34 protein-coding genes are annotated in these 24,706 nt (G+C 62.3%); all 34 read left to right on the top strand.

The features are described from left to right. Nucleotides 1-124: EF-Tu C-terminal domain-related protein (locus tag ROH8110_RS14735; protein ID WP_503167789.1), on the top strand; the 124-nt coding region annotated here is incomplete at its 5' end. A 169-nt stretch (nt 125-293) separates the two neighbouring features. Next, entirely contained in the window at nt 294-602 is a 309-nt protein-coding gene (gene rpsJ, locus ROH8110_RS14730; RefSeq protein ID WP_007817142.1) for a 30S ribosomal protein S10, read from the top strand. 13 nt (nt 603-615) lie between these two features. Then, the gene (gene rplC / locus ROH8110_RS14725; RefSeq protein WP_085818459.1) at nt 616-1,443 is read left to right on the top strand and encodes a 50S ribosomal protein L3; all 828 of its coding nucleotides are present in this window, start codon (nt 616-618) and stop codon (nt 1,441-1,443) included. Between the two features lies 1 nt (nt 1,444). Next, nucleotides 1,445-2,062, top strand: a complete 618-nt coding sequence (gene rplD, locus ROH8110_RS14720) for a 50S ribosomal protein L4 (RefSeq protein WP_085818458.1) — start codon at nt 1,445-1,447, stop codon at nt 2,060-2,062. Then, entirely contained in the window at nt 2,059-2,355 is a 297-nt protein-coding gene (locus tag ROH8110_RS14715; protein WP_085818457.1) for a 50S ribosomal protein L23, read from the top strand. Before rplD ends, ROH8110_RS14715 begins: the two co-directional genes overlap by 4 nt. A gap of 425 nt (nt 2,356-2,780) precedes the next feature. Beyond that, the gene (gene rplB, locus ROH8110_RS14710) at nt 2,781-3,623 is read left to right on the top strand and encodes a 50S ribosomal protein L2 (RefSeq protein WP_085818456.1); all 843 of its coding nucleotides are present in this window, start codon (nt 2,781-2,783) and stop codon (nt 3,621-3,623) included. Nucleotides 3,624-3,626: 3 nt separating this feature from the next. After that, nucleotides 3,627-3,905, top strand: a complete 279-nt coding sequence (rpsS, locus tag ROH8110_RS14705; RefSeq protein ID WP_085818455.1) for a 30S ribosomal protein S19 — start codon at nt 3,627-3,629, stop codon at nt 3,903-3,905. 3 nt (nt 3,906-3,908) lie between these two features. Further along, on the top strand, nt 3,909-4,289 hold the full coding sequence (rplV, locus tag ROH8110_RS14700; protein WP_085818454.1) for a 50S ribosomal protein L22: 381 nt from the start codon (nt 3,909-3,911) through the stop codon (nt 4,287-4,289). Continuing rightward, nucleotides 4,289-4,996, top strand: a complete 708-nt coding sequence (gene rpsC, locus ROH8110_RS14695) for a 30S ribosomal protein S3 (protein WP_085818453.1) — start codon at nt 4,289-4,291, stop codon at nt 4,994-4,996. The genes rplV and rpsC overlap by 1 nt, the downstream gene beginning before the upstream one ends. 14 nt (nt 4,997-5,010) lie before the next feature. After that, nucleotides 5,011-5,424 (top strand): 50S ribosomal protein L16, encoded by a 414-nt coding sequence (gene rplP / locus ROH8110_RS14690; RefSeq protein ID WP_085818452.1) that lies wholly within the window; start codon nt 5,011-5,013, stop codon nt 5,422-5,424. A gap of 268 nt (nt 5,425-5,692) precedes the next feature. Continuing rightward, nucleotides 5,693-5,899 (top strand): 50S ribosomal protein L29, encoded by a 207-nt coding sequence (gene rpmC / locus ROH8110_RS14685; protein ID WP_085818451.1) that lies wholly within the window; start codon nt 5,693-5,695, stop codon nt 5,897-5,899. A gap of 15 nt (nt 5,900-5,914) precedes the next feature. Next, nucleotides 5,915-6,145: a 30S ribosomal protein S17 gene (gene rpsQ, locus ROH8110_RS14680; protein WP_010437084.1), complete on the top strand. Its 231-nt coding sequence runs from the start codon at nt 5,915-5,917 to the stop codon at nt 6,143-6,145. A gap of 75 nt (nt 6,146-6,220) precedes the next feature. Next, nucleotides 6,221-6,589 (top strand): 50S ribosomal protein L14, encoded by a 369-nt coding sequence (rplN, locus tag ROH8110_RS14675; RefSeq protein WP_073033610.1) that lies wholly within the window; start codon nt 6,221-6,223, stop codon nt 6,587-6,589. Nucleotide 6,590: 1 nt separating this feature from the next. Continuing rightward, entirely contained in the window at nt 6,591-6,902 is a 312-nt protein-coding gene (rplX, locus tag ROH8110_RS14670; protein ID WP_085818450.1) for a 50S ribosomal protein L24, read from the top strand. Continuing rightward, nucleotides 6,895-7,458 (top strand): 50S ribosomal protein L5, encoded by a 564-nt coding sequence (rplE, locus tag ROH8110_RS14665; RefSeq protein WP_085818449.1) that lies wholly within the window; start codon nt 6,895-6,897, stop codon nt 7,456-7,458. The genes rplX and rplE overlap by 8 nt, the downstream gene beginning before the upstream one ends. An 18-nt stretch (nt 7,459-7,476) precedes the next feature. Then, on the top strand, nt 7,477-7,782 hold the full coding sequence (gene rpsN, locus ROH8110_RS14660; RefSeq protein WP_085818448.1) for a 30S ribosomal protein S14: 306 nt from the start codon (nt 7,477-7,479) through the stop codon (nt 7,780-7,782). A 12-nt stretch (nt 7,783-7,794) separates the two neighbouring features. Continuing rightward, the gene (rpsH, locus tag ROH8110_RS14655; RefSeq protein ID WP_085818447.1) at nt 7,795-8,187 is read left to right on the top strand and encodes a 30S ribosomal protein S8; all 393 of its coding nucleotides are present in this window, start codon (nt 7,795-7,797) and stop codon (nt 8,185-8,187) included. Between the two features lie 11 nt (nt 8,188-8,198). Next, nucleotides 8,199-8,732, top strand: coding sequence for a 50S ribosomal protein L6 (gene rplF, locus ROH8110_RS14650; RefSeq protein WP_085818446.1), 534 nt, complete (start codon nt 8,199-8,201; stop codon nt 8,730-8,732). Nucleotides 8,733-8,744: 12 nt separating this feature from the next. Next, the gene (gene rplR, locus ROH8110_RS14645) at nt 8,745-9,104 is read left to right on the top strand and encodes a 50S ribosomal protein L18 (protein ID WP_085818445.1); all 360 of its coding nucleotides are present in this window, start codon (nt 8,745-8,747) and stop codon (nt 9,102-9,104) included. A 12-nt stretch (nt 9,105-9,116) separates the two neighbouring features. Next, entirely contained in the window at nt 9,117-9,680 is a 564-nt protein-coding gene (gene rpsE, locus ROH8110_RS14640) for a 30S ribosomal protein S5 (RefSeq protein ID WP_085818444.1), read from the top strand. A gap of 12 nt (nt 9,681-9,692) precedes the next feature. Then, nucleotides 9,693-9,881 carry a 50S ribosomal protein L30 gene (gene rpmD, locus ROH8110_RS14635; RefSeq protein ID WP_085818443.1) on the top strand — a complete coding sequence of 63 codons (189 nt, stop codon included), beginning with the start codon at nt 9,693-9,695 and terminating at the stop codon, nt 9,879-9,881. A 320-nt stretch (nt 9,882-10,201) separates the two neighbouring features. Further along, complete coding sequence (gene rplO, locus ROH8110_RS14630; protein ID WP_085818442.1) at nt 10,202-10,675, top strand: 50S ribosomal protein L15; 474 nt, start codon at nt 10,202-10,204, stop codon at nt 10,673-10,675. Between the two features lie 109 nt (nt 10,676-10,784). After that, nucleotides 10,785-12,155 (top strand): preprotein translocase subunit SecY, encoded by a 1,371-nt coding sequence (gene secY / locus ROH8110_RS14625; RefSeq protein ID WP_085818441.1) that lies wholly within the window; start codon nt 10,785-10,787, stop codon nt 12,153-12,155. Beyond that, complete coding sequence (locus tag ROH8110_RS14620; RefSeq protein ID WP_085818440.1) at nt 12,152-12,796, top strand: adenylate kinase; 645 nt, start codon at nt 12,152-12,154, stop codon at nt 12,794-12,796. The genes secY and ROH8110_RS14620 overlap by 4 nt, the downstream gene beginning before the upstream one ends. A gap of 205 nt (nt 12,797-13,001) precedes the next feature. Continuing rightward, nucleotides 13,002-13,370 (top strand): 30S ribosomal protein S13, encoded by a 369-nt coding sequence (gene rpsM, locus ROH8110_RS14615; RefSeq protein ID WP_085818439.1) that lies wholly within the window; start codon nt 13,002-13,004, stop codon nt 13,368-13,370. A 15-nt stretch (nt 13,371-13,385) separates the two neighbouring features. Continuing rightward, on the top strand, nt 13,386-13,775 hold the full coding sequence (gene rpsK, locus ROH8110_RS14610; protein ID WP_007817184.1) for a 30S ribosomal protein S11: 390 nt from the start codon (nt 13,386-13,388) through the stop codon (nt 13,773-13,775). A 112-nt stretch (nt 13,776-13,887) separates the two neighbouring features. Further along, entirely contained in the window at nt 13,888-14,904 is a 1,017-nt protein-coding gene (locus ROH8110_RS14605; protein ID WP_085818438.1) for a DNA-directed RNA polymerase subunit alpha, read from the top strand. Between the two features lie 193 nt (nt 14,905-15,097). After that, nucleotides 15,098-15,520 (top strand): 50S ribosomal protein L17, encoded by a 423-nt coding sequence (gene rplQ, locus ROH8110_RS14600; RefSeq protein WP_085818437.1) that lies wholly within the window; start codon nt 15,098-15,100, stop codon nt 15,518-15,520. Nucleotides 15,521-15,683: 163 nt separating this feature from the next. Continuing rightward, on the top strand, nt 15,684-17,063 hold the full coding sequence (locus ROH8110_RS14595) for a trypsin-like peptidase domain-containing protein (RefSeq protein WP_085818436.1): 1,380 nt from the start codon (nt 15,684-15,686) through the stop codon (nt 17,061-17,063). Nucleotides 17,064-17,067: 4 nt separating this feature from the next. Further along, nucleotides 17,068-18,381, top strand: coding sequence for a replication-associated recombination protein A (locus ROH8110_RS14590; protein WP_085818435.1), 1,314 nt, complete (start codon nt 17,068-17,070; stop codon nt 18,379-18,381). A 295-nt stretch (nt 18,382-18,676) separates the two neighbouring features. Beyond that, nucleotides 18,677-20,287 (top strand): ABC transporter substrate-binding protein, encoded by a 1,611-nt coding sequence (locus ROH8110_RS14585; protein ID WP_085818434.1) that lies wholly within the window; start codon nt 18,677-18,679, stop codon nt 20,285-20,287. Between the two features lie 207 nt (nt 20,288-20,494). After that, complete coding sequence (locus ROH8110_RS14580) at nt 20,495-21,451, top strand: ABC transporter permease (protein WP_085818433.1); 957 nt, start codon at nt 20,495-20,497, stop codon at nt 21,449-21,451. Nucleotides 21,452-21,466: 15 nt separating this feature from the next. Continuing rightward, nucleotides 21,467-22,708, top strand: coding sequence for an ABC transporter permease (locus ROH8110_RS14575; protein ID WP_121143705.1), 1,242 nt, complete (start codon nt 21,467-21,469; stop codon nt 22,706-22,708). A 2-nt stretch (nt 22,709-22,710) separates the two neighbouring features. Continuing rightward, a complete protein-coding gene (locus tag ROH8110_RS14570; protein WP_085818432.1) occupies nt 22,711-24,393 on the top strand; it encodes an ABC transporter ATP-binding protein in 1,683 nt (560 codons plus the stop codon). Nucleotides 24,394-24,706 lie beyond the last annotated feature (313 nt).

The raw sequence follows: 24,706 nt of genomic DNA, 5'->3' as shown, positions 1-24,706 counted from the left end.
CGACAACGTGTCCTTCGAGGTCGAGCTGATCGCGCCGATCGCCATGGAAGACGGCCTGCGCTTCGCCATCCGCGAAGGCGGCCGCACCGTCGGCGCCGGCGTCGTCTCCAAGATCATCGAGTGATCGCAGACACCATGCGGTCGCGGGGCTGACCCGCGACCGTGCCACAAGACAGCGAGGTTCCGGGGCACACCCGGAATTTCCCCCGGATAACCGGGGAAAGGTTCGACGAGGGGGGCTGGATGCTCCGGCCTTCCTCCTATCAACTCAAACGCCGTGAAAGGCCAGACTGATGCAAAGTCAAAATATTCGCATTCGGCTGAAGGCATTCGATTACCGCGTCCTGGATGCCAGCACGCAGGAAATCGTGAACACCGCCAAACGGACGGGTGCCGAGGTCCGCGGACCGATTCCGCTGCCGAACAAGATCGAGAAATTCACGGTCCTTCGCGGACCCCACGTGAACAAGAAATCCCGCGATCAGTTCGAGATCCGGACGCATAAGCGTCTTCTCGACATTGTCGATCCGACGCCGCAGACGGTGGACGCGCTCATGAAGCTCGACCTCGCCGCCGGCGTGGACGTGCAGATTTCGGTTTGAGGAGGGCAAGTTGATGTTGCGCTCTGGTGTTATCGCCAAGAAAGTCGGCATGACCCGGCTGTTCATGGATGACGGCCGGCAGGTTCCTGTCACCGTTCTTCAACTGGACAAGCTGCAGGTCGTCGCCCAACGCACGCCCGAGAATCACGGTTATTCCGCGGTTCAGCTGGGCTCGGGTTCCATCAAGGCCAAGCGGGTCTCGCAGGCCATGCGCGGTCATTTCGCCTCGGCCAAGGTCGAGCCCAAGCGCAAGGTCGCGGAATTCCGCGTTGCGCCCGAGAACATGATCGCCGTGGGCGAGGAGATCACCGCTGACCATTACTTCGAAGGTCAGTTCGTGGATGTCTGCGGCACCTCGATCGGTAAGGGTTTTGCCGGTGCGATGAAGCGGCACAACTTCCGGGGTCTGGAAATGACCCACGGCGTGTCGATCAGCCACCGTTCGCACGGCTCGACGGGTCAGTGTCAGGATCCGGGCCGCGTGTTCAAGGGCAAGAAGATGGCAGGCCATATGGGCGCCGCCCGCGTGACCACGCAGAACCTGCAGGTTGTCCGCACGGATGCCGAGCGGGGCCTGATCATGGTCAAGGGTGCGGTTCCCGGTTCCAAGGGTGGCTGGGTCACGATCAAGGACGCGGTGAAGAAACCCTTCCCCGAGAACGCGATCCTGCCCGCCGCGCTGAAGTCGGCCGCCGATGAAGCCGCCAAGGCCGCCGAGGAAGCCGCCGCACAGGCCGCCGCCGAGGAAGAAGCCGCCGCAGCAGCCGCCGCAGCCGAGCAGGCCGCGGAAGAAGCCGCTGCCGAGGCCGAGGCCGAAGCCGAGAAGAAGGAAGGCGAGTGACATGAAACTCGACGTCATCAAACTGGACGGCAAGAAGGCCGGCTCGGTCGACCTGGGCGAAGATATCTTCGGCCTGGAACCGCGCGCCGACATCCTGCACCGCGTGGTCCGCTGGCAGCGCAACAAGGCGCAGGCCGGCACCCACAAGGTCAAGACCCGGTCCGAGACTTCGTATTCCACGAAGAAGATCTATCGCCAAAAGGGCACCGGCGGCGCACGCCACGGTGACCGCAACGCACCGATCTTCCGCAAGGGTGGTATCTACAAGGGCCCGACACCGCGCAGCCATGCGCATGATCTGCCCAAGAAGGTCCGCCAGCTGGGTCTCAAGCACGCGCTGAGCGCCAAGGCGAAAGCCGGCGAGCTGGTGGTGCTGGACACCGCCGCGTCGGACGGCAAGACCAAGACGCTCGCCAAGCTGGTGCGCGACCTGGGCTGGAAGCGTGCGCTGATCATCGACGGGGCCGAGGTGAATGCCGATTTCGCCCGTGCCGCGGCCAATATCGAGGGTCTCGATGTGCTGCCGTCGATGGGCGCGAATGTCTATGACATCCTCAAGCGTGACACGCTGGTGCTCACGAAGGCGGGTGTCGAAGCACTGGAGGCTCGTCTGAAATGAGCGCGAAACCCGAACATTACGACGTGATCCGCAAACCGGTGATCACCGAGAAAGCCACGATGGCGTCGGAAAACGGCGCGGTCGTGTTCGAGGTGGCGATGGACAGCAACAAGCCGCAGATCAAGGAGGCCGTCGAGGCGCTCTTTGGTGTCAAGGTCAAGGCTGTGAACACCACGATCACCAAGGGCAAGCAGAAGCGCTTTCGCGGCGTGCAGGGCCGTCGCAACGACGTGAAGAAGGCCTATGTGACGCTGGAAGAAGGCAACACGATCGACGTGACCACCGGTCTGTGATCGTGGCCGGGGCGATGCCCCGCCCGAAGGATAGGAACCCCGGCTGCGAAAGTGGCCGGGGTTCGTGCGTTCCGGGGCAGGGCGCGTCCTGGCGCAGGCCGAGGCCGGGGGGCCTGCCCCCCGGACCCCCCGAGGTATTTCAGGCCAGATGAAGGGGCAGGCGGATCGGTGAGCGGGCAAGTGCGCGCAGGGGCCGATGGGCCTTTATTTTCGGGCCTCACCCCCTTGACCCGCCATGCATGCTCCCTTATCAGACACCATCCGCAAGGCCCCGGATTCGTCCGGGGCTTCGCTGTTGTTCGCAAGAGCAACCCTAACCGGGGACCTTCGGGGCCCTATAAACCGGCCACCTTTCAAGAGGGGGCTTGAACATAGGCGGAGATGCCCGAAGGGCCTTCGCCGTTAGCAAACGGAAGACAGAAAGCATGGCACTCAAGTCGTATAAGCCGACGACGCCGGGCCAGCGTGGGCTGGTGCTGATCGACCGTTCGGAGCTGTGGAAAGGACGTCCCGTCAAAGCCCTCACCGAGGGTCTGACGAAGTCGGGCGGCCGTAACAACACCGGGCGGATTACCTCGCGGCGACGCGGGGGCGGGGCGAAACGCCTCTACCGGATCGTCGATTTCAAACGTAACAAATTCGATGTGGCGGCCACCGTCGAGCGGATCGAATATGACCCGAACCGGACCGCCTTTATCGCGCTCGTCAAGTATGACGATGGCGAGCAGGCCTATGTGCTGGCGCCGCAGCGTCTGGCCATCGGCGACAAGATCGTCGCCGGCGCCAAGGTCGACATCAAGCCCGGCAACTGCATGCCCTTCTCGGGGATGCCGATCGGCACGATCGTCCACAATATCGAACTGAAGCCCGGCAAGGGCGGTCAGATCGCACGCGCCGCGGGCACCTATGCCCAGTTCGTCGGCCGTGATGGTGGCTATGCCCAGATCCGCCTGAGTTCGGGCGAGCTGCGCATGGTGCGCCAGGAATGCAAGGCCACCGTCGGTGCCGTGTCGAACCCTGACAATTCGAACCAGAACTTCGGCAAGGCCGGCCGTTCGCGTCACATGGGCAAGCGCCCGTCGGTGCGCGGTGTCGTGATGAACCCGATCGATCACCCCCATGGTGGTGGTGAGGGGCGGACTTCGGGTGGTCGTCACCCGGTGACCCCCTGGGGCAAGCCCACCAAGGGCGCGCGCACCCGCAACAAGAACAAGGCGTCGCAGAAACTTATCCTGCGCTCGCGTCACGCACGCAAGAAGGGCCGCTAACACATGGCACGTTCTGTATGGAAAGGCCCGTTTGTTGATGCCTACGTCCTGAAAAAGGCCGAGGCATCGCGCGAAAGCGGGCGTAACGAAGTCATCAAGATCTGGTCGCGCCGTTCGACCATCCTGCCCCAGTTCGTGGGCCTGACGTTCGGCGTCTATAACGGGCACAAGCATGTTCCCGTCAACGTATCCGAAGACATGATCGGTCAGAAATTCGGTGAATATTCGCCGACTCGCACCTATTACGGGCACGCGGCCGACAAAAAAGCGAAGCGGAAGTAAGTCATGGGCAAGGAAAAGAACCCCCGCCGCGTGGCAGAAAACGAAGCAATGGCAAAGCTGCGCATGCTTCGCACCAGCCCGCAGAAACTCAACCTGGTGGCCGCGATGATCCGCGGCAAGAAGGTGGACAAGGCGCTGAACGATCTGACCTTCTCGAAGAAGCGGATCGCGGACGATGTGCGCAAGTGCCTTCAGTCCGCCATCGCCAACGCCGAGAACAACCACAACCTCGATGTGGACGAGCTGATCGTCGCCGAGGCCTACGTGGGCAAGAACCTGGTCATGAAACGGGGTCGCCCCCGTGCCCGCGGCCGGTTCGGCGCGCTGCGCAAGCCGTTCTCGGAACTGACGATCAAGGTGCGTCAAATTGAGGAGCAAGCCTAATGGGTAACAAAGTCAATCCGATTGGCATGCGCCTTCAGGTGAACCGCACCTGGGACAGCCGCTGGTATGCCGACACCAAGGATTACGGTGATCTTCTGCTGGAAGACATCAAGATCCGCGAGTTCATCGAGAAAGAGTGCAAGCAGGCCGGCATCAGCCGTGTGATCATCGAACGTCCGCACAAGAAGTGCCGCGTCACGATCCACACCGCGCGTCCCGGTGTCATCATCGGCAAGAAAGGCGCCGATATCGAGGGGCTTCGCAAGAAACTCTCGAAGATGACCGCAAGCGAACTGCACCTCAACATCGTCGAGGTCCGCAAACCCGAGCTTGACGCGGCGCTGGTCGCCGAGTCGATCGCTCAGCAGCTCGAACGCCGTGTTTCGTTTCGTCGTGCCATGAAGCGCGCGGTGCAGAACGCGATGCGCATGGGGTCGCTGGGGATCCGGGTGAACGTGGCGGGCCGTCTGGGCGGCGCCGAGATCGCGCGCACCGAGTGGTATCGCGAGGGCCGCGTGCCCCTGCATACGCTGCGCGCCGATATCGATTATGCCCACAAGGAGGCCATGACGCCCTACGGGATCATCGGCATCAAGGTGTGGATCTTCAAGGGTGAGATCATGGAGCACGACCCAAGTGCCCGCGATCGCAAGGCCCAGGAGCTCCAGGATGGTCCCGCGCCGCGTGGCGCCGGCGGCCGTCGCTGAGGAGGGAATGAAAGATGCTACAACCAAAGCGCACTAAGTACCGCAAGCAGCACAAGGGCCGGATTCACGGCGTCGCCAAGGGCGGCTCGGATCTGAACTTCGGCACCTATGGTCTGAAAGCGGCGCAGCCCGAGCGGGTGACGGCACGTCAGATCGAGGCGGCTCGCCGCGCGATGACCCGTCACATGAAGCGTCAGGGCCGGGTCTGGATCCGGATCTTCCCGGACACCCCGGTCACGTCGAAGCCCACCGAAGTCCGGATGGGTAAAGGCAAGGGCTCGGTCGATTTCTGGGCGGCACGGGTCAAGCCGGGCCGGATCATGTTCGAGATCGACGGCGTCAGCGAAGTCATCGCCAAGGAGGCCCTGCGCCTCGCCGCGATGAAGCTGCCGATCAAGACCCGGATCGTGGTCCGCGAGGACTGGTGACCGGCTGATCGCTGCACAGACAGTGAAATGGAAACCCCCGGCGCGCAAGCGGCGGGGGTTTTGCGTTGCGATGTGGGTGCGTGCGTCGCGCGGAGGTGAAAGTTGCAAACTTTCCCTTGCCCTGCTGGCGCGTGTCCCGTATAGAGCCGCAATCCATGATACCCCGCTTGGCGGGGATTCGTGTATTTGCAATTCATCCACCAGGTCTCGGGTCACCCTGAACCAGCCGTCAGGGGCCTACTGGTGTTTTGAGGAAGGAACCGGCGACATGAACGCCAGCGAACTGAGAGACAAGACACCCGACCAGCTGCGCGAACAGCTGGCCGATCTCAAGAAAGAGCAATTCAACCTGCGCTTTCAGGCTGCCACCGGGCAGCTGGAGAACCCCGCACGGATGCGCCTTGCACGCCGCAACGCCGCGCGCGTGCTGACGATCCTCAACGAAAAGGCGGCGCCTGCCGTCGACGCAGAATAAGGGAGGCCTTGAGTTATGCCCAAACGTATCCTTCAAGGCACCGTGACCAGCGACGCCAACGAACAGACCGTCACCGTGTCCGTCGAACGCCGCTTCACGCACCCGGTTCTGAAGAAAACCATCCGTAAGTCCAAGAAATACCGGGCTCACGATGAAAAGAACGCTTTCAAGGTCGGCGATTCCGTTCGCATCATCGAATGCGCGCCGAAATCGAAAACGAAACGCTGGGAGGTTCTTGAGGCGTAAGCCCCTGAACCTTCCGGTTTGAGCGAAACCCTGGGGAAACGGCAATGATGCCCCCCAAAGGTCGGGAGAAACCAAATGATCCAGATGCAGACCAATCTGGATGTAGCTGACAACTCCGGCGCACGCCGGGTTCAGTGCATCAAGGTCCTGGGTGGCTCCAAGCGGAAATACGCGTCGGTGGGTGACATCATCGTCGTTTCCGTGAAAGAGGCCATTCCGCGCGGCCGCGTGAAGAAGGGCGATGTCCGCAAGGCCGTCGTCGTGCGCACCGCCAAGGAAGTCCGCCGCGAAGATGGCACCGCCATCCGGTTTGACCGCAACGCGGCCGTCATTCTGAACAACAACAATGAACCCGTCGGCACCCGTATCTTCGGGCCGGTCGTGCGCGAACTGCGCGCCAAGAAGTTCATGAAAATCATCTCGCTCGCCCCGGAGGTGCTGTAAGATGGCTGCCAAACTGAAAAAAGGCGACAAGGTCGTCGTTCTGGCCGGCAAGGACAAGGGCAAGCAAGGCTCTATCCTTTCCGTCAGCCCCAAGACCGGCAAGGCCGTGGTCGACGGCGTTAACGTCGCCATCCGCCACACCAAGCAAAGCCAGCAGAGCCAGGGCGGCCGCATTCCGCAGCCCATGCCCATTGATCTCAGCAACCTGGCGATCCTCGACAAGAACGGCAAACCCACCCGCGTCGGCTTCAAGACCGAAGGCGACAAGAAGGTGCGCTTCGCCAAGACCACGGGGGACGTGATCGATGCTTGATACAGCTACCTACACCCCGCGCCTGCGTGTGCAGTTCCGCGACACGATCAAGCCCGCTCTGAAAGAAGAGTTCGGCTATACCAACGACCTTCAGATCCCGCGCCTGGACAAGATCGTCCTGAATATCGGCTGTGGCGCCGAGGCGGTTCGCGATTCCAAGAAGGCCAAGTCGGCCCAGGAAGACCTGACCCAGATCGCCGGCCAGAAGGCGCTGGTGACCCTGGCGAAGAACTCGATCGCCGGTTTCCGTGTCCGTGAAGGCATGCCGATGGGTGCCAAGGTCACCCTGCGTGGCCACCGGATGTATGATTTCCTTGATCGTCTGATCACGATCGCCATGCCCCGCATCCGCGACTTCCGCGGCGTGTCGGGCAAGTCCTTCGATGGCCGCGGCAACTATGCGCTCGGCATCAAGGAGCACATCGTGTTCCCCGAGATCGAGTACGACAAGGTCGACGAGGTCTGGGGCCTGGACATCATCATCGCCACCACGGCGAAGACCGACGCTGAAGCCAAGGCGCTGTTGAAGCACTTCAACATGCCCTTCAACAGCTGATCGCGGGAGAAGAAAGATATGGCTAAGAAAGCAATGATCGAACGCGAGAAGAAGCGTCAGCGCCTGGTGGAGAAATACGCTGCCAAGCGGGCCGCTCTGAAAGCGATCATCAACGACGAGAGCAAGCCGATGGAAGAGCGTTTCCGCGCCTCCCTGAAGCTGGCGGAACTGCCGCGCAACAGCTCGGCCACCCGGTTGCACAACCGCTGCCAGCTGACGGGTCGTCCGCATGCTTACTATCGCAAACTCAAAGTGTCGCGGATCGCCCTGCGAGAGCTTGGCTCGAATGGCCAGGCTCCCGGCATGGTGAAATCGAGCTGGTAAGGAGGACGCAAAATGAACGATCCTATCGGCGATATGCTCACCCGTATCCGCAACGCGGCTATGCGTGGCAAGTCCACCGTTTCCTGCCCGGCGTCGAAACTGCGCTGCTGGGTGCTGGATGTGCTGGCTGACGAAGGCTACATCCGCGGCTATGAAAAGACGACCGGCGCAAACGGTCATCCGGCCTTGGAAATCAGCCTCAAATACTTCGAAGGCGCCCCTGCCATTCGCGAGATGAAACGGGTCTCCACACCCGGTCGTCGCGTCTATATGGGCGTCAAGGACATCCCTTCGGTCCGTCAGGGCCTGGGCGTGTCGATTGTCTCCACCCCGATGGGTGTGATGTCGGATGCATCCGCGCGCGCTGCCAATGTTGGCGGCGAGGTGCTCTGCACCGTATTCTAAGGAGCTCGGACATGTCTCGTATCGGAAAACAACCAGTGGCTCTGCCCGATGGCGTCACCGCCACCCTCTCGGGTCAGACCATCGAGATCAAAGGCCCGAAGGCCACCAAGACCTTCACCGCGACCGACGATGTCACCATCGTCATCGAGGATGGCCAGATCACCGTCACCCCCCGCGGCAAGTCCAAACGGGCGCGCCAGCAATGGGGCATGACACGCACCGTGCTTGCCAACATGGCGCATGGCGCGAATGAGTCTTTCAAGAAAGAGCTCGAAATCAACGGCGTGGGCTACCGGGCGCAGATGCAGGGCAACACCCTGAAGCTGAACCTCGGCCTCAGCCACGATGTCGATTTCGAAGTTCCGGAAGGTGTGACCGTCACGGCCCCCAAGCCCACCGAACTGGTGGTCGAAGGCCATGACAAGCAACTCGTCGGACAGGTCGCGGCCAATATCCGCGACTGGCGCCGTCCCGAGCCCTACAAGGGCAAAGGGATCCGCTACAAGGGCGAGTACATCTTCCAGAAGGAAGGCAAGAAGAAGTAAAGGACGCGACAGATGGCAAACAGCAAGAGAAAACTGTTCCTCAAACGCCGCCTGCGCGTTCGGAACAAACTTCGCAAGGTCAACGCCGGGCGCCCGCGCCTCAGCGTTCACCGCTCGAACAAGAATCTCAGCGTTCAGCTGATCGACGATCTCAACGGTGTGACGCTGGCTTCGGCCTCGACACTCGAAAAGGATCTCGGGCTCGTGGGCAAGAACACCCTCGAGGCGGCGGCAAAGATCGGCAGCACCATCGCCGAGCGCGCCAAGAAAGCCGGCATCACCGAGGCCCAGTTCGACCGTGGCGGGTTCCTCTTCCATGGCCGTATCAAGGCCGTGGCGGATGCCGCGCGCGAAGCCGGTCTGAAGATCTAAGGAGACGAGAGAATGGCAAGACAAGATAACCGCCGTGACCGTCGCGAACGCGACGAAGCACCGGAATTCGCCGATCGTCTCGTAGCGATCAACCGGGTGTCCAAAACCGTGAAGGGCGGCAAGCGCTTCGGGTTCGCGGCACTGGTGGTCGTGGGCGATCAGAAGGGCCGCGTGGGCTTCGGCAAGGGCAAGGCCAAAGAGGTGCCCGAGGCGATCCGCAAGGCCACCGAACAGGCCAAGCGCCAGATGATCCGCGTGCCTCTGCGCGAGGGTCGCACCCTGCACCATGACGGCCACGGCCGTCACGGCGCCGGCAAGATCATCATGCGCACCGCGACGACCGGTACCGGCATCATCGCCGGCGGCCCGATGCGTGCCGTGTTCGAGATGCTCGGCGTTCAGGACGTGGTCGCCAAGTCGGTCGGTTCGCAGAACCCCTACAACATGATCCGCGCAACGCTGAACGCGCTGCAGTTTCAGGCCAGCCCCCGCATGGTGGCACAGCGCCGGGGCAAGAAGGTCGCCGACATCCTGAAAAAGGATGACGCGCCGGCCAAAGAAGCCGCGGAAGCGTAAGGAGAGCGACCCATGGCAAAGACCATCGTAGTCAAGCAGATCGGCTCTCCGATCCGCCGCCCGGAAAAGCAGCGCCAGACGCTGATCGGCCTCGGGCTCAACAAGATGCACAAGACGCGCGAACTTGAAGACACCCCCGCCGTGCGCGGCATGGTCAACAAGATCCCGCATCTGGTGGAAATCATCGAAGAAAAGGGCTGAGGCAGGGCCGGGGGAACCCGGCGTGCCAGGAAACCAGCCATGACGCCCCGGCCCGCAACGGCCGGGGCGTTTTCATATCCGCCTGGCGTGCCGTTCACCCCGCCACGCATCGACAGGAGCGTTTTCCTCAAAGGAAAACAGCCCGGAAACGTCCGAAGTTTCCGGCGACCACCGCGTCCCGGCGCCAGCCCCCTTGCATCGCGCGTCAACACCCCGTATACGCCCGCGGGTGGCCTTCGGGCTCACGACTCACAATCAAGACATGCCGTGGTTGGCCCCATCACGCTTCGGGGGTCACATCCGGCTTCAGGAGAAGCGACATGAAACTTCACGAACTGCGCGACAATCCCGGCGCGACCAAGACCAAGAAACGCGTTGCCCGTGGCCCCGGCTCGGGCAAGGGCAAGACCGCCGGCCGCGGCATCAAGGGTCAGAAATCCCGTTCGGGTGTGGCCATCAAGGGCTTTGAAGGCGGCCAGATGCCGATCTATCAGCGCCTGCCCAAGCGCGGCTTCACCAAGCCGAACCGCAAGCAATACGCGGTCGTCAACCTTGGCATGATCCAGAAATTCGTGGACGCCAAGAAGATCGACGCCAAGAACCCCGTCACCGAAGACGTGCTGATCGAAGCGGGCCTCGTGCGCCGCAAGCTCGACGGCGTGCGCATCCTCGCCAAGGGCGAACTGAGCACCAAGCTGTCGATCGAGGTCACCGGCGCGTCCAAATCGGCCATCGAGGCTGTCGAGAAGGCGGGTGGCTCGCTGACGGTCACAACCGCGCAGGCGGCCGAATAAGAGGTTGTGGGCGGTGTTCGCGCCGCTTACATATCTTTGAGTTTTCCTGAAACGCCGCCTGTGCCGGAAAACGGCTTTAGGCGGCGTTGGCACTTGAAAGAGACCACGAATGGTATCTGCAGCAGAACAAATGGCCGCCAACACCAGTTGGGCCGCCCTTGGCAAGGCCACCGAGCTCCGCAAACGGATCTTGTTCACGCTCGCGCTCCTGATCGTCTATCGCCTTGGCACCTACATTCCGGTCCCCGGCATCGACGGGGCCGAGCTGCGCAACTTCATGGAAGGGGCGGCGTCGTCGATCGGCGGGATGCTGTCGATGTTCACCGGCGGCGCGCTTGGCCGCATGGGGATCTTCGCGCTTGGCATCATGCCCTATATCTCGGCCTCGATCATCGTGCAGCTTCTGACGGCGATGGTGCCCGCGCTCGAGCAGCTCAAGAAAGAGGGCGAGCAGGGCCGCAAGAAGATCAACCAATACACCCGCTACGGCACGGTGTTCCTGGCGACGCTGCAATCCTACGGCCTCGCGGTCAGCCTGCAATCCGGCGACCTCGTGACCAATCCGGGCCTCTTTTTCCTGGCCAGCTGCATGATCACCCTGGTCGGGGGCACCATGTTCCTGATGTGGCTGGGCGAGCAGATCACCGCGCGCGGCGTCGGTAACGGCATCTCGCTCATCATCTTCGTCGGCATCATCGCCGAAGTCCCCGCCGCCCTGGCGCAGTTCTTCAGCCAGGGCCGCTCGGGCGCGGTCAGCCCGGCAGTCATCATCGGCGTGATCCTGATGGTGATCGCGGTGATCGCCTTCGTGGTCTTCATGGAGCGCTCGCTGCGCAAGATCCACATCCAGTATCCGCGCCGCCAGGTCGGCATGAAGGTCTATGACGGCGGTTCCTCGCACCTGCCGGTCAAGGTCAACCCGGCGGGCGTGATCCCGGCGATCTTCGCCAGCTCGCTGTTGCTGCTGCCGACAACGATCAGCACGTTCTCGGGCAACCAGACCAGCCCGATCATGTCCACGATCATGGCCTATTTCGGCCCCGGCCAGCCGTTGTATCTGCTGTTCTTCACGGCGATGATCGTGTTCTTCACCTATTTCTACACCTATAACGTTGCGTTCAAGACCGACGACGTTGCCGACAACCTGAAGAACCAGAACGGCTTCGTGCCCGGCGTGCGTCCGGGCAAGAAAACGGCCGAATATCTGGATTACGTCGTAAGTCGCATTCTGGTGCTCGGCTCGGCCTATCTCGCGGCTGTCTGCCTCCTGCCCGAGGTTCTGCGCAGTCAGCTGGCCATCCCCTTCTATTTCGGCGGCACCTCGGTGCTGATCGTTGTGTCGGTGACGATGGACACGATCCAGCAGGTTCAAAGCCACCTTCTGGCGCATCAATATGAGGGCCTGATCGAGAAATCGCAGCTGAGCGGCAAGGGCAAAGGCAAGAAGCGCGCTCGCAGGAAAGGGACGACACGCCGATGAACATCATTCTTCTGGGACCGCCGGGGGCGGGCAAGGGCACGCAGGCGCATATCCTTGTGGATACGCATGACATGATCCAGCTCTCGACCGGCGACATGCTGCGCGAGGCGAAGGACAGCGGCTCGGAAATGGGCCGCAAAGTGGCCGAGGTCATGGCCCGTGGCGATCTTGTCACCGATGAGATCGTGATCGGCCTGATCCGCGAAAAGCTCCAGGGTGACAAGAAGGGTGGTTTCATCTTCGACGGCTTTCCGCGCACTCTGGCCCAGGCCGATGCGCTGGCCGACCTTCTGCACGAACAGGGCGAGACGCTGGACGCCGTGATCGAGATGCAGGTCGATGACGACGCGCTCGTCAGCCGCATCACCGCCCGCTCCACCTGCGCGGGCTGCGGCGAGGTCTACAACGACATCACCAAGCCGATCCCGGCGGATGGCCGCTGCACCAAATGCGGCGGCAGCGAGTTCAAGCGCCGCGCCGACGACAACGAAGACAGCCTGCGCCAGCGCCTGATGGAATACTACAAGAAAACCTCGCCGCTGATCGGCTATTACTATGCCAAGGGTCAACTTCAGTCGGTCAACGGACTGGGCGAAATCGACGAGGTCAAGGCAGCCATCACCGCCGTCCTGGGCAAATGATGGCGCAATGAGGGGGCAGGGGGTTGACGCCCACCGCAATTGCTCCTAACCAGCACCATCCCGCGTGGAATTGATTCTGACGCGGGGCTTGGTCCGTAACGGATCGATCACCTGAAATCAGCTGCGGCCCGGTCGGCAACGCTCCGGGCCTACGTTGTGAAAAAAGGTTCTGGAGCTACGGAACCGCAACGAAAGGACATGACACGTGGCACGTATCGCCGGCGTTAACATCCCGACTTCCAAACGGGTTCCCATCGCCCTCACCTACATCACCGGAATCGGCCATTCCTCGGCCAAGGCCATCTGCGAAGCGACCGGCATCGACCAGAGCCGCCGCGTCAATGAGCTGTCGGATGCCGAGGCCCTGGCCCTGCGCGAATATATCGACGCCAACCACACCGTCGAAGGCGACCTGCGCCGCGAGACGCAGATGAACATCAAGCGCCTGATGGACCTTGGTTGCTACCGTGGCCTGCGCCACCGCCGGAACCTGCCGGTTCGCGGCCAGCGCACCCATACCAATGCCCGCACCCGCAAGGGCCCGGCGAAAGCCATCGCCGGCAAGAAGAAGTAAGGGAGGGCATAACCAATGGCACGTGATACCCGTCGTACGAAAAAGAAGGTTTCCAAGAACATCGCCACCGGCGTTGCGCATGTGAACTCTTCCTTCAACAACACCAAGATCCTGATCTCCGATGTGCAGGGCAATGCGATCGCATGGTCGTCGGCCGGCACAATGGGCTTCAAGGGCTCGCGCAAATCGACGCCCTATGCCGCGCAGATGGCCGCCGAAGACGCCGGCCGCAAGGCGCAGGAACATGGCATGAAGACCCTCGAGGTCGAGGTTCAGGGCCCCGGTTCGGGCCGTGAATCGGCGCTGCGCGCGCTGGCCGCAGTCGGCTTCAACATCACCTCGATCCGTGATGTGACGCCGATCGCTCACAATGGTTGCCGCCCGCCGAAACGCCGCCGGGTCTGAGCATTTTTTCAAAGGTGGGGCCGCGTGCGATGCACGGCCCCATTCCGTCATATTGAACCTCGGGCGTCCCGTGCTTTTGGACATGGAGCCGGGACAGGAATGGAGGGAACGCATGATCCATAAGAACTGGGCTGAACTGATCAAGCCGACACAGCTGGACGTGAAACCGGGCAATGACCCGCTTCGTCAGGCGACCGTGGTTGCCGAACCGCTGGAACGCGGCTTTGGCCTTACACTTGGCAACGCGCTGCGGCGCGTCCTGCTGTCCTCGCTTCAGGGGGCCGCCATCACCAGCGTTCAGATCGACAACGTCCTGCACGAGTTCTCCTCGGTCGCAGGCGTGCGCGAAGATGTCACCGACATCGTTCTGAACCTCAAGGGCGTCGCCCTGCGCATGGAAGTCGAAGGGCCGAAACGCCTGTCGATCTCGGCGAAAGGGCCGTCGGTCGTGACCGCCGCCGATATCGCCGACAGCGCCGGGATCGAGATCCTGAACAAGGAACACGTGATCTGCCACCTCGACGAGGGTGCGGATCTGTTCATGGAACTGACCGTCAACACCGGCAAGGGCTATGTCGCCGCCGACAAGAACAAGCCCGAGGATGCACCCATCGGCCTGATCCCGATCGACGCGATCTATTCGCCGGTCCGCAAGGTCAGCTATGACGTGCAGCCGACCCGCGAAGGGCAGGTTCTGGACTATGACAAGCTGACCATGAAGGTTGACACAGACGGCTCGCTGACGCCGGATGACGCCGTGGCCTTCGCCGCACGCATCCTGCAGGACCAGCTGTCGATCTTCGTCAACTTCGAGGAGCCCGAGTCCGCCGGTCGCGAATCCGAGGACGAAGGGCTGGAATTCAATCCGCTCCTTCTCAAGAAGGTGGACGAGCTGGAACTCTCGGTGCGTTCGGCGAACTGCCTCAAGAACGACAACATCGTCTATATCGGCGACCTCATCCAGAAGACCGAAGCCGAGATGCTGCGCACCCCGAACTTCGGCCGCAAGTCGCTGAACGAGATCAAGGAAGTTCTCTCGGGCATGGGTCTGCACCTCGGCATGGATGTCGAAGACTGGCCGCCCGACAATATCGAAGACCTGGCCAAGAAATACGAAGACCAGTTCTGAAGAATTCGCGGGGCTGTCCGGCTTTTGTACGGACCGCCCCGCGCAACCACGGAATTCGGTGCAAAACCGGCGTACAAAACGCGCGTTTCGTACCGTTTCCACCCCGGGCATCCGCCCCAAGGAGAGCCGGTGACACGCATCGCCGGTCAGACAAAGCAAAATCGCCCGTAGACGGCAAAACGGAGAAAGAACCATGCGTCACGCAAAAGGCTACCGCCGCCTCAACCGGACCCACGAACACCGCAAGGCTCTGTGGGCCAACATGGCCGGCTCGCTCATCGAACATGAGCAGATCAAGACCACCCTGCCCAAGGCCAAAGAACTGCGCCGGGTGATCGAGAAACTCGTAACCCTCGGAAAACGCGGCGATCTTCACGCCCGCCGCCAGGCTGCGTCGCAGCTCAAGCAGGACCAGTATGTCGCGAAACTGTTCGACGTTCTGGGGCCACGCTACAAGGACCGCCAAGGCGGCTATGTTCGCGTCCTGAAGGCCGGTTTCCGCTATGGCGACATGGCACCGATGGCGATCATCGAATTCGTCGACCGCGATGTCGATGCCAAGGGCGCAGGCGACCGCGCCCGCACCGCAGCCGAAGAAGCGGCTGCCGAAGACTGATAAACCATTGAAAACCGAAAGGTTTTCATGCAGGCCCCCGCCCCGGAACGGCGGGGGTCTTTGCGTTTGCGGATGGGTATTTTCCCGCGGATGATACCGGCAACGGTTGCAATGCCCGCCGCATCTCCGCATATGGTCTGGACAGCAGCAAGAGGAGAACGACGTGATCCGTGCGCTCTGCATTCTTGGACTTGTGCTGAGCGGCCCGGCCTGGGCCGATGATCCCCGCGTGCCCCAAAGCCCGGCCGAAATCTCGCTCAGTTTCACGCCCGTGGTCAAACGCGCGGCCCCCGCAGTGGTCAATATCTACGCGCGCCGCATCATCAACACGCGCTCCAGCCCGTTCAGTGACGACCCGTTTTTTCAAAATCTTTTCAGGGACTTCGGGGTGCCCCGTCAGCGGGTTCAGAACTCCCTCGGCTCGGGCGTGATCCTCAGCGAGGACGGGATCGTCGTGTCGAACTACCATGTCGTCGCCGAGGCCACCGATATCCGCGTGGTGCTCAACGACCGGCGCGAGTACTCCGCCTCGGTGCTTCTGGCCGACCAGGAAAGCGATCTTGCCGTGCTCCGCCTCGAGGATGCCCCCGAGATGCCCGCGCTTGATCTGCGCGACAGCGATAGCGTCGAGGTCGGCGAGCTGGTGCTGGCGATCGGCAACCCCTTCGGCGTCGGACAGACGGTCTCGAGCGGCATCGTTTCGGGCCTCGCCCGTTCCGGCACCGCAACAGGCAACGCGCGCGGCTATTTCATCCAGACCGACGCACCGATCAATCCGGGCAATTCCGGCGGCGCGCTGGTGGATATCGACGGGCGGCTGATCGGCGTGAACACCGCGATCCTCAGCCGTTCGGGCGGATCGAACGGCATCGGCTTCGCCATTCCCTCGGCGCTGGTGGCGCAGTTCCTTGAGCAGGCAAAGGCAGGGAACACGAGCTTCGAGCGCCCCTGGGCGGGGCTTGCCGGTCAGCAGGTCACAGCGGACATGGTCGAGGGCCTGGGCCTGTCGCGCCCCGGTGGGTTGATCATCTCGCAGGTTCATCCTCAAAGCGGATTTGCCAGCGATATCCGCCCCGGCGACGTCATCACCACGGTCGACGGAGAGCCGGTGAACACCCCGGCCGAGATGCTGTTTCGCATGTCGGTTGCCGGAATCGGCACCAACATCACGGTGACGCGGGTGCGCGACGGCGAGGTGCAGGATGTCACGCTGGCCCTTGCCGCGGCGCCCGACACGCCCGCGCGCGCTCCAACGGTCACGCCTGACCGCGCCGCCATTCCGGGGGTGACGATCTCCACCATCAATCCCGCCGTGCTCGCCGAATATGACCTGCCGCTCGGCGCGACAGGGGTTCTGGTCGAGGATCCCGGTCAGATCGGTGCGCGTGCGGGGCTGCGCGCGGGCGATATCCTGCGGTCAATCGACGGGGTCGAGATCACCGACACGAGCGAGGCCGAGGCCCTGTTGCTCAACGCACGCGGCCAGCTTGCGATCGAAGTGCAGCGCGGCACGCAGCGCGTCGTCATGCGGTTCAGGCTTTAGGGCGATGGCGGATCTCTTCGACAAGAACCCCGATGCTATCCCCGACAGCGCCCCGCGTCCGCTCGCGGACCGGCTGCGCCCGCGCAAGCTCTCGGATGTGATCGGGCAGCCGCAGGTGCTTGGCCCCGAGGCGCCGCTTGGCGTGATGCTGGCCTCGGGCAGCCTCTCGTCGCTGGTATTCTGGGGGCCGCCGGGCGTGGGCAAGACGACCATCGCGCGGCTTCTGGCGGATGAGACCGACCTGCATTTCGTTCAGATCAGCGCCATTTTCAGCGGTGTCGCCGAGCTGAAGAAAGTGTTCGAGGAAGCGCGCCACCGTCGTGCGAACGGGCAGGGGACCTTGCTGTTCGTCGACGAGATCCACCGCTTCAACAAGGCCCAGCAGGACAGCTTCCTGCCGCATATGGAGGACGGGACGATCCTTCTGGTGGGGGCCACCACCGAGAACCCCAGTTTCGAGCTCAACGCCGCGCTCTTGAGCCGCTCGCAGGTGCTGGTGCTGGAGCGCCTTGGCCTTGCCGATCTCGAGCGGTTGGCGCAACGCGCCGAGGCCGAACTGGACCGCGCCCTGCCGCTGGACGGCCCGGCGCGCGAGGCGCTGCTGGAAATGGCCGATGGCGACGGGCGCGCGCTTCTGAACCTGATCGAACAGGTCGCCGCGTGGAAGGTCGAAGGCAAGCTCGACGCGCAGGGGCTCGGCGTGCGGCTGATGCGGCGGGCGGCCAAATACGACAAGTCGGGTGACGAGCATTTCAACCTGATCTCCGCGCTGCACAAATCGGTGCGCGGATCGGATCCGGATGCCGCGCTCTACTGGCTGGCACGGATGCTGACCGGCGGTGAGGACCCGCGATACCTGGCGCGGCGCATCACCCGGATGGCGATCGAGGATATCGGCCTGGCTGACCCACAGGCCCAGAACGTCTGCCTGCATGCCTGGGAAATCTACGAGCGCCTTGGCAGTCCCGAGGGCGAACTGGCGCTGGCGCAGGCGGTCACCTATCTGGCGCTCGCTCCTAAATCCAACGCCGTCTACGCCGGCTACAAGGCCGCCATGCGCGAGGCAAAGAAGACCGGAAGCGCACCGCCGCCCAAGCATATCCTGAACGCGCCCACCGGCCTCATGAAGGAGCAGGGCTATGGCGAAGGCTATGCCTATGACCACGATGCCGAAGACGGGTTCTCAGGGCAGAACTACTTCCCCGAAGGGGTCAAACGCCCGGTCCTGTACCAGCCTGTCGAGCGCGGATTCGAGCGCGAATTGAAGAAGCGTCTGGATTACTTTGCCCGCCTGCGCGCGCGTCGTGATTCTGACTGAACTCGCAGCGAGGCCGCGCAACGCTGCGGTGCAGAAGGTCGTTTTCAGAACAGTTCACGCCCGCCTTCGTGTGTGCTGTCAGGCGCATTTGGCCGCTTAAGGGGGCTATCTATCTGTCAAGATTAAAAAATCGGGCAAGTTTCCACGTAAAAGCTGGATGATAGCGGAATTTCGTGTTTTGCTGGAACTATGTCGTTTTTAGGCTACTTGCCTGAACGTATGAAGGGGAAGCTTTGAAAGATGTCGTTTTCGGGCGACTCCATAACGAACAAAATAAAATCCACGGGGAGAAAACATGAAAAACGTCAACGATCAGATTCTGATGGACCGGCTAGCGGAGGCGGCCCGCGAAGGCCGCATTTCGCGCCGTTCCTTCATGAATTATTCGATGGCCGCGGGGCTCAGCGCCTCTGCCGCCACAGGACTATGGACCAGCAAGGCGCAGGCCGCGCCCAGCATGGGCGGCACCTTCCGCCTTGGTGCGCATGACGGCAATACTTCCGACACCCACGACCCGGGCACCTATCTGAGTTTCTCGATGATCCAGGTGGCGCATACCTTCCGCAGCTACCTGACCCTGATCGAACCCGACGGGTCGCTTGGCCCGGACGTGGCGACCGAATGGTCGGCGACGCCCGATGCCAAGGAATGGACCTTCAAGCTGAACGACAAGGCCACCTTCCACAGCGGCCGCAAGGTGACCGCCAATGACGTGATCGCCTCGCTCAACCATCACCGCGGTGAAGAGTCGACCTCGGCGGCCAAGGCGCTGGTGGCGGATGTCATGGACATCACCGACAACGGCGACGGGTCGATCATGATCGAGCTCGCGTCGGGCAATGCCGATCTGCCCTGGCTTCTGACCGATTATCACCTTGCGATCTGCCCGGCCAACGAGGACGGCAGCATCGACTGGAAAACGGGCGACGGTTGTGGCCCCTACAAGCTGACCAATGCCGAATTCGGTGTCGGCTACAATTTCGTGCGCCATGACGACTGGCACCTCGAGGGCGCCTATTTCGACGAGGTGGTCATTACCGTCCTCAACGACCCGAATGCGCGCCAGACGGCACTTGTCACCGGCGACGTGGACGCGATCACGCAGCTTGAGCTCAAGACGCTCACGCTGTTGCAGCGCGATCCCAATATCGAGATCGACAACGTGCCCTCCGCCGCGGCGATCACGATGCCGATGTTCTGTGACCAGGCGCCGTTCGACAATCCCGATGTGCGCAACGCGCTGAAAATGTCGATGAACCGGCAGGAGATCATCGACAAGATCGCCTTTGGCACCGCCACGATGGGCAATGATTTCCACCATTCCCCCGCGATGCCCTATTGGCCCGAAAACATCCCGCAGCGCGAATACGATCCCGAGCAGGCGAAATCGCTGCTCAAGAAGGCGGGTGCCGAAGGGCTCTCGACCGAGATCAAGGTCGCCGACTCGGTGTTCTCGGGCGCGGTCGACATGTGCGTGCTTTATGCCGAACACGCCAAGGAGGCGGGCATCGACATCCGCGTGAACCGCGTCCCGAGCGACGGTTACTATTCGGATGTCTGGCTCAAGGAACCCTGGTGCGTCGTCCAGTGGGGCGCGCGTCCCACCCCGGACGTGATGTATTCGCTCGCCTACAAGAGCGATGCCGCATGGAACGAAAGCCATTGGCAGAACGAACGGTTCAACGAACTGCTGCTTCAGGCCAAGGCCGAACTGGACAACGACCGCCGCGCTGAGATGTATGCCGAAATGGCAACGCTGGCGCGCGATGATGGCGGCACGCTCATTCCGATGTTCCCGAACTTCGTTTATGCGCGCCGCAAGAACGTGCAGCACGGGCCTGACCTGGCTCCGAGCTGGCAGATGGATGGCGCGCGCGCCTGCAGCCGCTGGTGGTTCGAAAGCTGAACAAGACGACCGACCCGGCGCATCGCGCCGGGTCTTTCACTGCCTGGACCGGCACAGATTCATAAAAAATACCGCGTTCAGGCCAACAGCCTTCCAAGGCATGGTCCATGGGAAAGGTCCGTGCCGGGGGCAAAAGAAAAATTGATCGGCTGGCCGCCGTGACGCTTACTGGAATTACCGCGGCCAGAACGACAGCAGGAGGGACAGATGGGTGACATTCTAGGACTGATAGCCAAACGGCTCGGTCTCGGACTTATTATTTTGCTGGTTATTTCGGCAATCATCTTCTTCATGGTCGAACTTCTGCCCGGCGACATCGCGCAAGCGGTGCTTGGCCAGGGGGCGACCGAAGAGAACCTTGCCGCGCTGCGCAAGGAGATGGGTCTCGATCAACCGGCGATCATCCGATACCTGGATTGGCTCGGAGGTGCTGTCACCTTCGACTTCGGCAATTCCATCGTCACCGGGTCGCGCGTCTCCGCGATCATCGGTGAGCGGTTCAGAAATACGCTTTTCCTCGCCACATACGCCGCCGCGATCGCGGTGCCTCTGGCGATCGTTCTCGGTGTCGTGGTCGCGTTGCTGCGCAACACGGTCTTCGACCGGGTGGCAAACGTTCTCACCCTGACGTCGATCTCGTCGCCCGAGTTCTTCCTCGGTTACATCCTGATCCTCTATTTCTCGGTCAACTGGGGCATGTTCCCCGCAATCGCGAGCCTGAGCCAGGACATGTCGTTCGGGGAACTGCTTTACCGCACCTTCCTGCCGGCTCTGACACTGGTGCTGGTGGTGACGGCCCACATGATGCGGATGACGCGGGCCGCGATCATCAACCTCCTCGCCTCGCCCTATATCGAGATGGCGCGGCTCAAGGGCACACCGCCCTGGAAGGTGATCGTCAGGCATGCCCTGCCGAACGCCTGGGCGCCGATCATCAACGTGGTGGCATTGAACCTTGCCTATCTCATCACCGGCGTGGTGCTGGTCGAGGTGGTGTTCGTCTATCCCGGTATTGGCCAGGCCCTGGTTGATAACGTGTCCAAACGGGACTTCCCCGTCGTTCAGGCCTGCTGCCTGATTTTCGCCGCGACCTTCATCCTGCTCAATCTTGCGGCGGATGTGGGCGCAATCCTGACAAACCCGCGTTTGCGGCATCCGAAGTAAGGGGAGGGTGGAACAATGAGCTACTTCGTTTTCGGCTTTTACGCCCTTCTTCTCACGGCGTCCTGCCTTGCGGCCTATTTCAACAAGCGCACCTGGTTCCTGACGATCTTCGCCTTCACGCTGGTGTCGTTTGTTCTGGGCATCGTGGGGGGTACCTCGGTGCTTCGGAACGTGGCGGCCCTTGCCGGGCTGCTGGCGCTGGCGGCAATGGTCTCCTACGCCTTTCGCGAGTTCCTGATCGCCATTGCGTCGAACAACATGGCCAAGGAGTTGCGCACCGCGCCTCTGACCGCGGCCTTCGGCCTGTTCGTGATCTTCACCTATGCGATCGCGGGCATCTTCGCACCCTGGATCGCGCCGCATGGCGAGGCCGAGGTGATCGCGACGGCCTTTGCGCCGCCGGATGAAACCATGTTGCTGGGCGCGGACCAACTGGGCCGCGACATCTTCAGCCGGATCATCTATGGCACGCGCAACACGGTGTCGCTGGCGCTTTCGGGCACCTTGATGGCGTTCATCCTCGGTGCGCTGGCGGGCTTGCTTGCGGCGACGACAGGGGGCTGGTTCGACCAGATGCTCGGCCGGATCTCGGACGTGATCATGTCGATCCCGGCGCTGATCTTCGCGCTGCTCATGCTGTCGATCTTTGGCGGGGCGCTGGCCACGGATACCACCAGTTTCGCACTGCTATTCGTCTTTGCGATGGTCACCGGCCTTCTGGTCGTGGTCGCGCGGGCGGAACGCAGCATCATGAGCTGGGTGATCGGCCTCGCGGTCCTCGTGGCCGCGGCGGCGGGCTTTTCGATCGGGATGCTGGTTCTCTTCAACCCGTCCGAAGTGATCCTGATCATGGTGGTCGGCGTCATCTACGCGCCGCGGGTCTTCCGCCTGACGCGGGCGGTCGCGGGCAACGTCGTGGTGATGGACTATATCGAAGCGGCCAAGCTGCGGGGCGAGGGCAAGTGGTATCTCATCCGCCGCGAAATCCTGCCCAACTCCACGGCCCCGCTCGTGGCCGAATTCGGGCTGGAGTTCTGCTTCGTGTTCCTTCTGGTCGCGGGCCTGTCCTTCCTCGGCCTCGGGATTCAGCCACCCACGGCGGACTGGGGCTCGATGGTGCGTGAGAACGCGACGCTCATCTCGTTCGGTGACATCACCCCGCTGATACCGGCAGCGGCGATCGCGCTGTTGACCGTTGCGGTCAATTTCGTGGTCGACTGGATGCTGCACCGGTCCTCCGGTCTGAAGGAGCAATAATCATGGTCAAATCAAAAGATGTCCTGCTCGAGATCAGGGATCTCCAGATCCAGGGCTATTCCGATGAGAAATGGGTCGACATCATCAAGGGTGTCGACCTGACCCTCCACCGCGGCGAGGTTCTGGGCCTGATCGGCGAATCCGGCGCGGGCAAATCGACCATCGGTGCCGCTGCCATGGGCTATGCCCGCGACGGTACGCGCATTTCGGGCGGGTCGATCGAGTTCGACGGGATGGAACTGACCACCGCCACCGAAGCCGAACGCCGCAGCCTGCGCGGCTCGCGGATCGCCTATGTGGCGCAATCGGCGGCGGCCTCCTTCAACCCGGCGCACAAGATCATCGACCAGCACACCGAGGCACCGCTTCAGTATCGCCTCAAGAAGCGGCTCGAGGCGCAGGAGGACGCGATCGAGCTCTACAACCGGCTGCGCCTTCCCAACCCCGAGGAGATCGGCTTTCGCTATCCTCACCAGGTGTCGGGCGGCCAGTTGCAGCGCGCGATGACCGCGATGGCCATGTCATGCCGTCCGGATCTCATCATCTTCGACGAACCCACGACCGCGCTTGACGTGACCACCCAGATCGAGGTGCTGGCGGCGATCCGCGATATCGTGGATCAGTTCAACACCGCCGCGATCTACATCACCCACGACCTTGCGGTGGTCGCGCAGATGGCCGACACGATCAAGGTCCTGCTCAAGGGCGAAGAGGTCGAGGAAGCCTCCACCAAGGAGATGCTCGACAATCCCAAGGAGGACTACACCAAGAGCCTCTGGGCGGTGCGCAGCCTCAAGCGTGAGCAGAAATCCCGCCCCGAAGGGGCCACGCCGCTCATTTCGGTCAGGAATGTCGATGCGGCCTATACCGGCGGGGTCAAGGTGCTGGATGATGTCAGCTTCGACATCCACGAGGGCATGACCGTCGCCGTTGTGGGTGAATCGGGTTCGGGTAAATCGACCACCGCGCGCGTCATCACCGGGCTGTTGCCGCCGATGGAAGGCGAGGTCCTGTTCAAGGGCGAACCCTTCCCGCCGGATTATCACAACCGCACCAAGGAACAGCTCAGGCAGTGCCAGATGATCTACCAGATGGCCGATACTGCGCTCAATCCCAAGGTGAAGATCGCCGAGATCATCGGCCGCCCGGCGCAGTTCTATCACGGGCTCAAGGGCACCGCGCTCAAGAACCGTGTCGATGAACTGCTCGACCTGATCGAGCTGGAGCCCTCGCAGTATTACAACCGCTTCCCACCCGAGCTTTCGGGCGGGCAGAAACAGCGGATCGGGATCGCGCGCGCCTTGGCGGCGGACCCGACCTTCATCATCTGCGACGAGGTCACTTCGGCGCTCGATCAGCTGGTGGCCGAAGGCATTCTGAAACTGCTGAACCGTCTCCAGAAAGAGCTGAACCTGGCCTATATGTTCATCACCCATGACCTCGCGACCGTGCGCGCCATCGCCGACGAGGTGGTGGTCATGCAGCATGGCAAGGTGGTCGAGCAGGGGCCAAAGGAAGAGATGTTCACGCCTCCGCACCATCCCTATACCGACCTGTTGCTCAGTTCGGTGCCCGAGATGGACCCCGACTGGCTGACCACCCTTCTCGAGGAGCGCGGCGTTGACAATATCGGCGATGCGGCCTCGGCGCGGATCGACCCGGACGATCCTCGCGTCAGCAAGTGATCGGTTCGCAATGAAAAACGGCGGATGGCCTCGCACCATCCGCCGTCACTATTTCTTGGATATGCGACCGGGCCTTGATCGTGCTGCCCGGAAGATGCTGCCCTGGATCAGGTGATGGACATCGCTGTCAGCACCATCGTCGCAACGATAACGCCATAGACGATGAAGACCGCCGGCCAGGAAGCACTGTGCATACGCAATTCGCGGTTAAGTTCATCGCGTGTCATGATGGCCTCCTGAGGTTCGAGGTTGCGGTTTGGCGGGCGTCAGAGCGACCGTATTCCGCACATAATTGAAAATTCCAATCGCGCAA

It is taken from the genome of Roseovarius halotolerans, from assembly GCF_900172255.1.
Classification (GTDB): domain Bacteria; phylum Pseudomonadota; class Alphaproteobacteria; order Rhodobacterales; family Rhodobacteraceae; genus Roseovarius; species Roseovarius halotolerans.
This window is presented reverse-complemented; position numbering and strand designations above follow the sequence as displayed.

Excerpts from the sequence above, each read along its gene's own strand:
- rpsJ (WP_007817142.1), top strand. The coding sequence starts at position 294 with ATGCAAAGTCAAAATATTCGCATTCGGCTGAAGGCATTCGATTACCGC.
- rplC (WP_085818459.1), top strand. The coding sequence starts at position 616 with ATGTTGCGCTCTGGTGTTATCGCCAAGAAAGTCGGCATGACCCGGCTG.
- rplD (WP_085818458.1), top strand. The coding sequence starts at position 1,445 with ATGAAACTCGACGTCATCAAACTGGACGGCAAGAAGGCCGGCTCGGTC.
- ROH8110_RS14715 (WP_085818457.1), top strand. The coding sequence starts at position 2,059 with ATGAGCGCGAAACCCGAACATTACGACGTGATCCGCAAACCGGTGATC.
- rplB (WP_085818456.1), top strand. The coding sequence starts at position 2,781 with ATGGCACTCAAGTCGTATAAGCCGACGACGCCGGGCCAGCGTGGGCTG.
- rpsS (WP_085818455.1), top strand. The coding sequence starts at position 3,627 with ATGGCACGTTCTGTATGGAAAGGCCCGTTTGTTGATGCCTACGTCCTG.
- rplV (WP_085818454.1), top strand. The coding sequence starts at position 3,909 with ATGGGCAAGGAAAAGAACCCCCGCCGCGTGGCAGAAAACGAAGCAATG.
- rpsC (WP_085818453.1), top strand. The coding sequence starts at position 4,289 with ATGGGTAACAAAGTCAATCCGATTGGCATGCGCCTTCAGGTGAACCGC.
- rplP (WP_085818452.1), top strand. The coding sequence starts at position 5,011 with ATGCTACAACCAAAGCGCACTAAGTACCGCAAGCAGCACAAGGGCCGG.
- rpmC (WP_085818451.1), top strand. The coding sequence starts at position 5,693 with ATGAACGCCAGCGAACTGAGAGACAAGACACCCGACCAGCTGCGCGAA.
- rpsQ (WP_010437084.1), top strand. The coding sequence starts at position 5,915 with ATGCCCAAACGTATCCTTCAAGGCACCGTGACCAGCGACGCCAACGAA.
- rplN (WP_073033610.1), top strand. The coding sequence starts at position 6,221 with ATGATCCAGATGCAGACCAATCTGGATGTAGCTGACAACTCCGGCGCA.
- rplX (WP_085818450.1), top strand. The coding sequence starts at position 6,591 with ATGGCTGCCAAACTGAAAAAAGGCGACAAGGTCGTCGTTCTGGCCGGC.
- rplE (WP_085818449.1), top strand. The coding sequence starts at position 6,895 with ATGCTTGATACAGCTACCTACACCCCGCGCCTGCGTGTGCAGTTCCGC.
- rpsN (WP_085818448.1), top strand. The coding sequence starts at position 7,477 with ATGGCTAAGAAAGCAATGATCGAACGCGAGAAGAAGCGTCAGCGCCTG.
- rpsH (WP_085818447.1), top strand. The coding sequence starts at position 7,795 with ATGAACGATCCTATCGGCGATATGCTCACCCGTATCCGCAACGCGGCT.
- rplF (WP_085818446.1), top strand. The coding sequence starts at position 8,199 with ATGTCTCGTATCGGAAAACAACCAGTGGCTCTGCCCGATGGCGTCACC.
- rplR (WP_085818445.1), top strand. The coding sequence starts at position 8,745 with ATGGCAAACAGCAAGAGAAAACTGTTCCTCAAACGCCGCCTGCGCGTT.
- rpsE (WP_085818444.1), top strand. The coding sequence starts at position 9,117 with ATGGCAAGACAAGATAACCGCCGTGACCGTCGCGAACGCGACGAAGCA.
- rpmD (WP_085818443.1), top strand. The coding sequence starts at position 9,693 with ATGGCAAAGACCATCGTAGTCAAGCAGATCGGCTCTCCGATCCGCCGC.
- rplO (WP_085818442.1), top strand. The coding sequence starts at position 10,202 with ATGAAACTTCACGAACTGCGCGACAATCCCGGCGCGACCAAGACCAAG.
- secY (WP_085818441.1), top strand. The coding sequence starts at position 10,785 with ATGGTATCTGCAGCAGAACAAATGGCCGCCAACACCAGTTGGGCCGCC.
- ROH8110_RS14620 (WP_085818440.1), top strand. The coding sequence starts at position 12,152 with ATGAACATCATTCTTCTGGGACCGCCGGGGGCGGGCAAGGGCACGCAG.
- rpsK (WP_007817184.1), top strand. The coding sequence starts at position 13,386 with ATGGCACGTGATACCCGTCGTACGAAAAAGAAGGTTTCCAAGAACATC.
- ROH8110_RS14605 (WP_085818438.1), top strand. The coding sequence starts at position 13,888 with ATGATCCATAAGAACTGGGCTGAACTGATCAAGCCGACACAGCTGGAC.
- rplQ (WP_085818437.1), top strand. The coding sequence starts at position 15,098 with ATGCGTCACGCAAAAGGCTACCGCCGCCTCAACCGGACCCACGAACAC.
- ROH8110_RS14590 (WP_085818435.1), top strand. The coding sequence starts at position 17,068 with ATGGCGGATCTCTTCGACAAGAACCCCGATGCTATCCCCGACAGCGCC.
- ROH8110_RS14585 (WP_085818434.1), top strand. The coding sequence starts at position 18,677 with ATGAAAAACGTCAACGATCAGATTCTGATGGACCGGCTAGCGGAGGCG.
- ROH8110_RS14580 (WP_085818433.1), top strand. The coding sequence starts at position 20,495 with ATGGGTGACATTCTAGGACTGATAGCCAAACGGCTCGGTCTCGGACTT.
- ROH8110_RS14575 (WP_121143705.1), top strand. The coding sequence starts at position 21,467 with ATGAGCTACTTCGTTTTCGGCTTTTACGCCCTTCTTCTCACGGCGTCC.
- ROH8110_RS14570 (WP_085818432.1), top strand. The coding sequence starts at position 22,711 with ATGGTCAAATCAAAAGATGTCCTGCTCGAGATCAGGGATCTCCAGATC.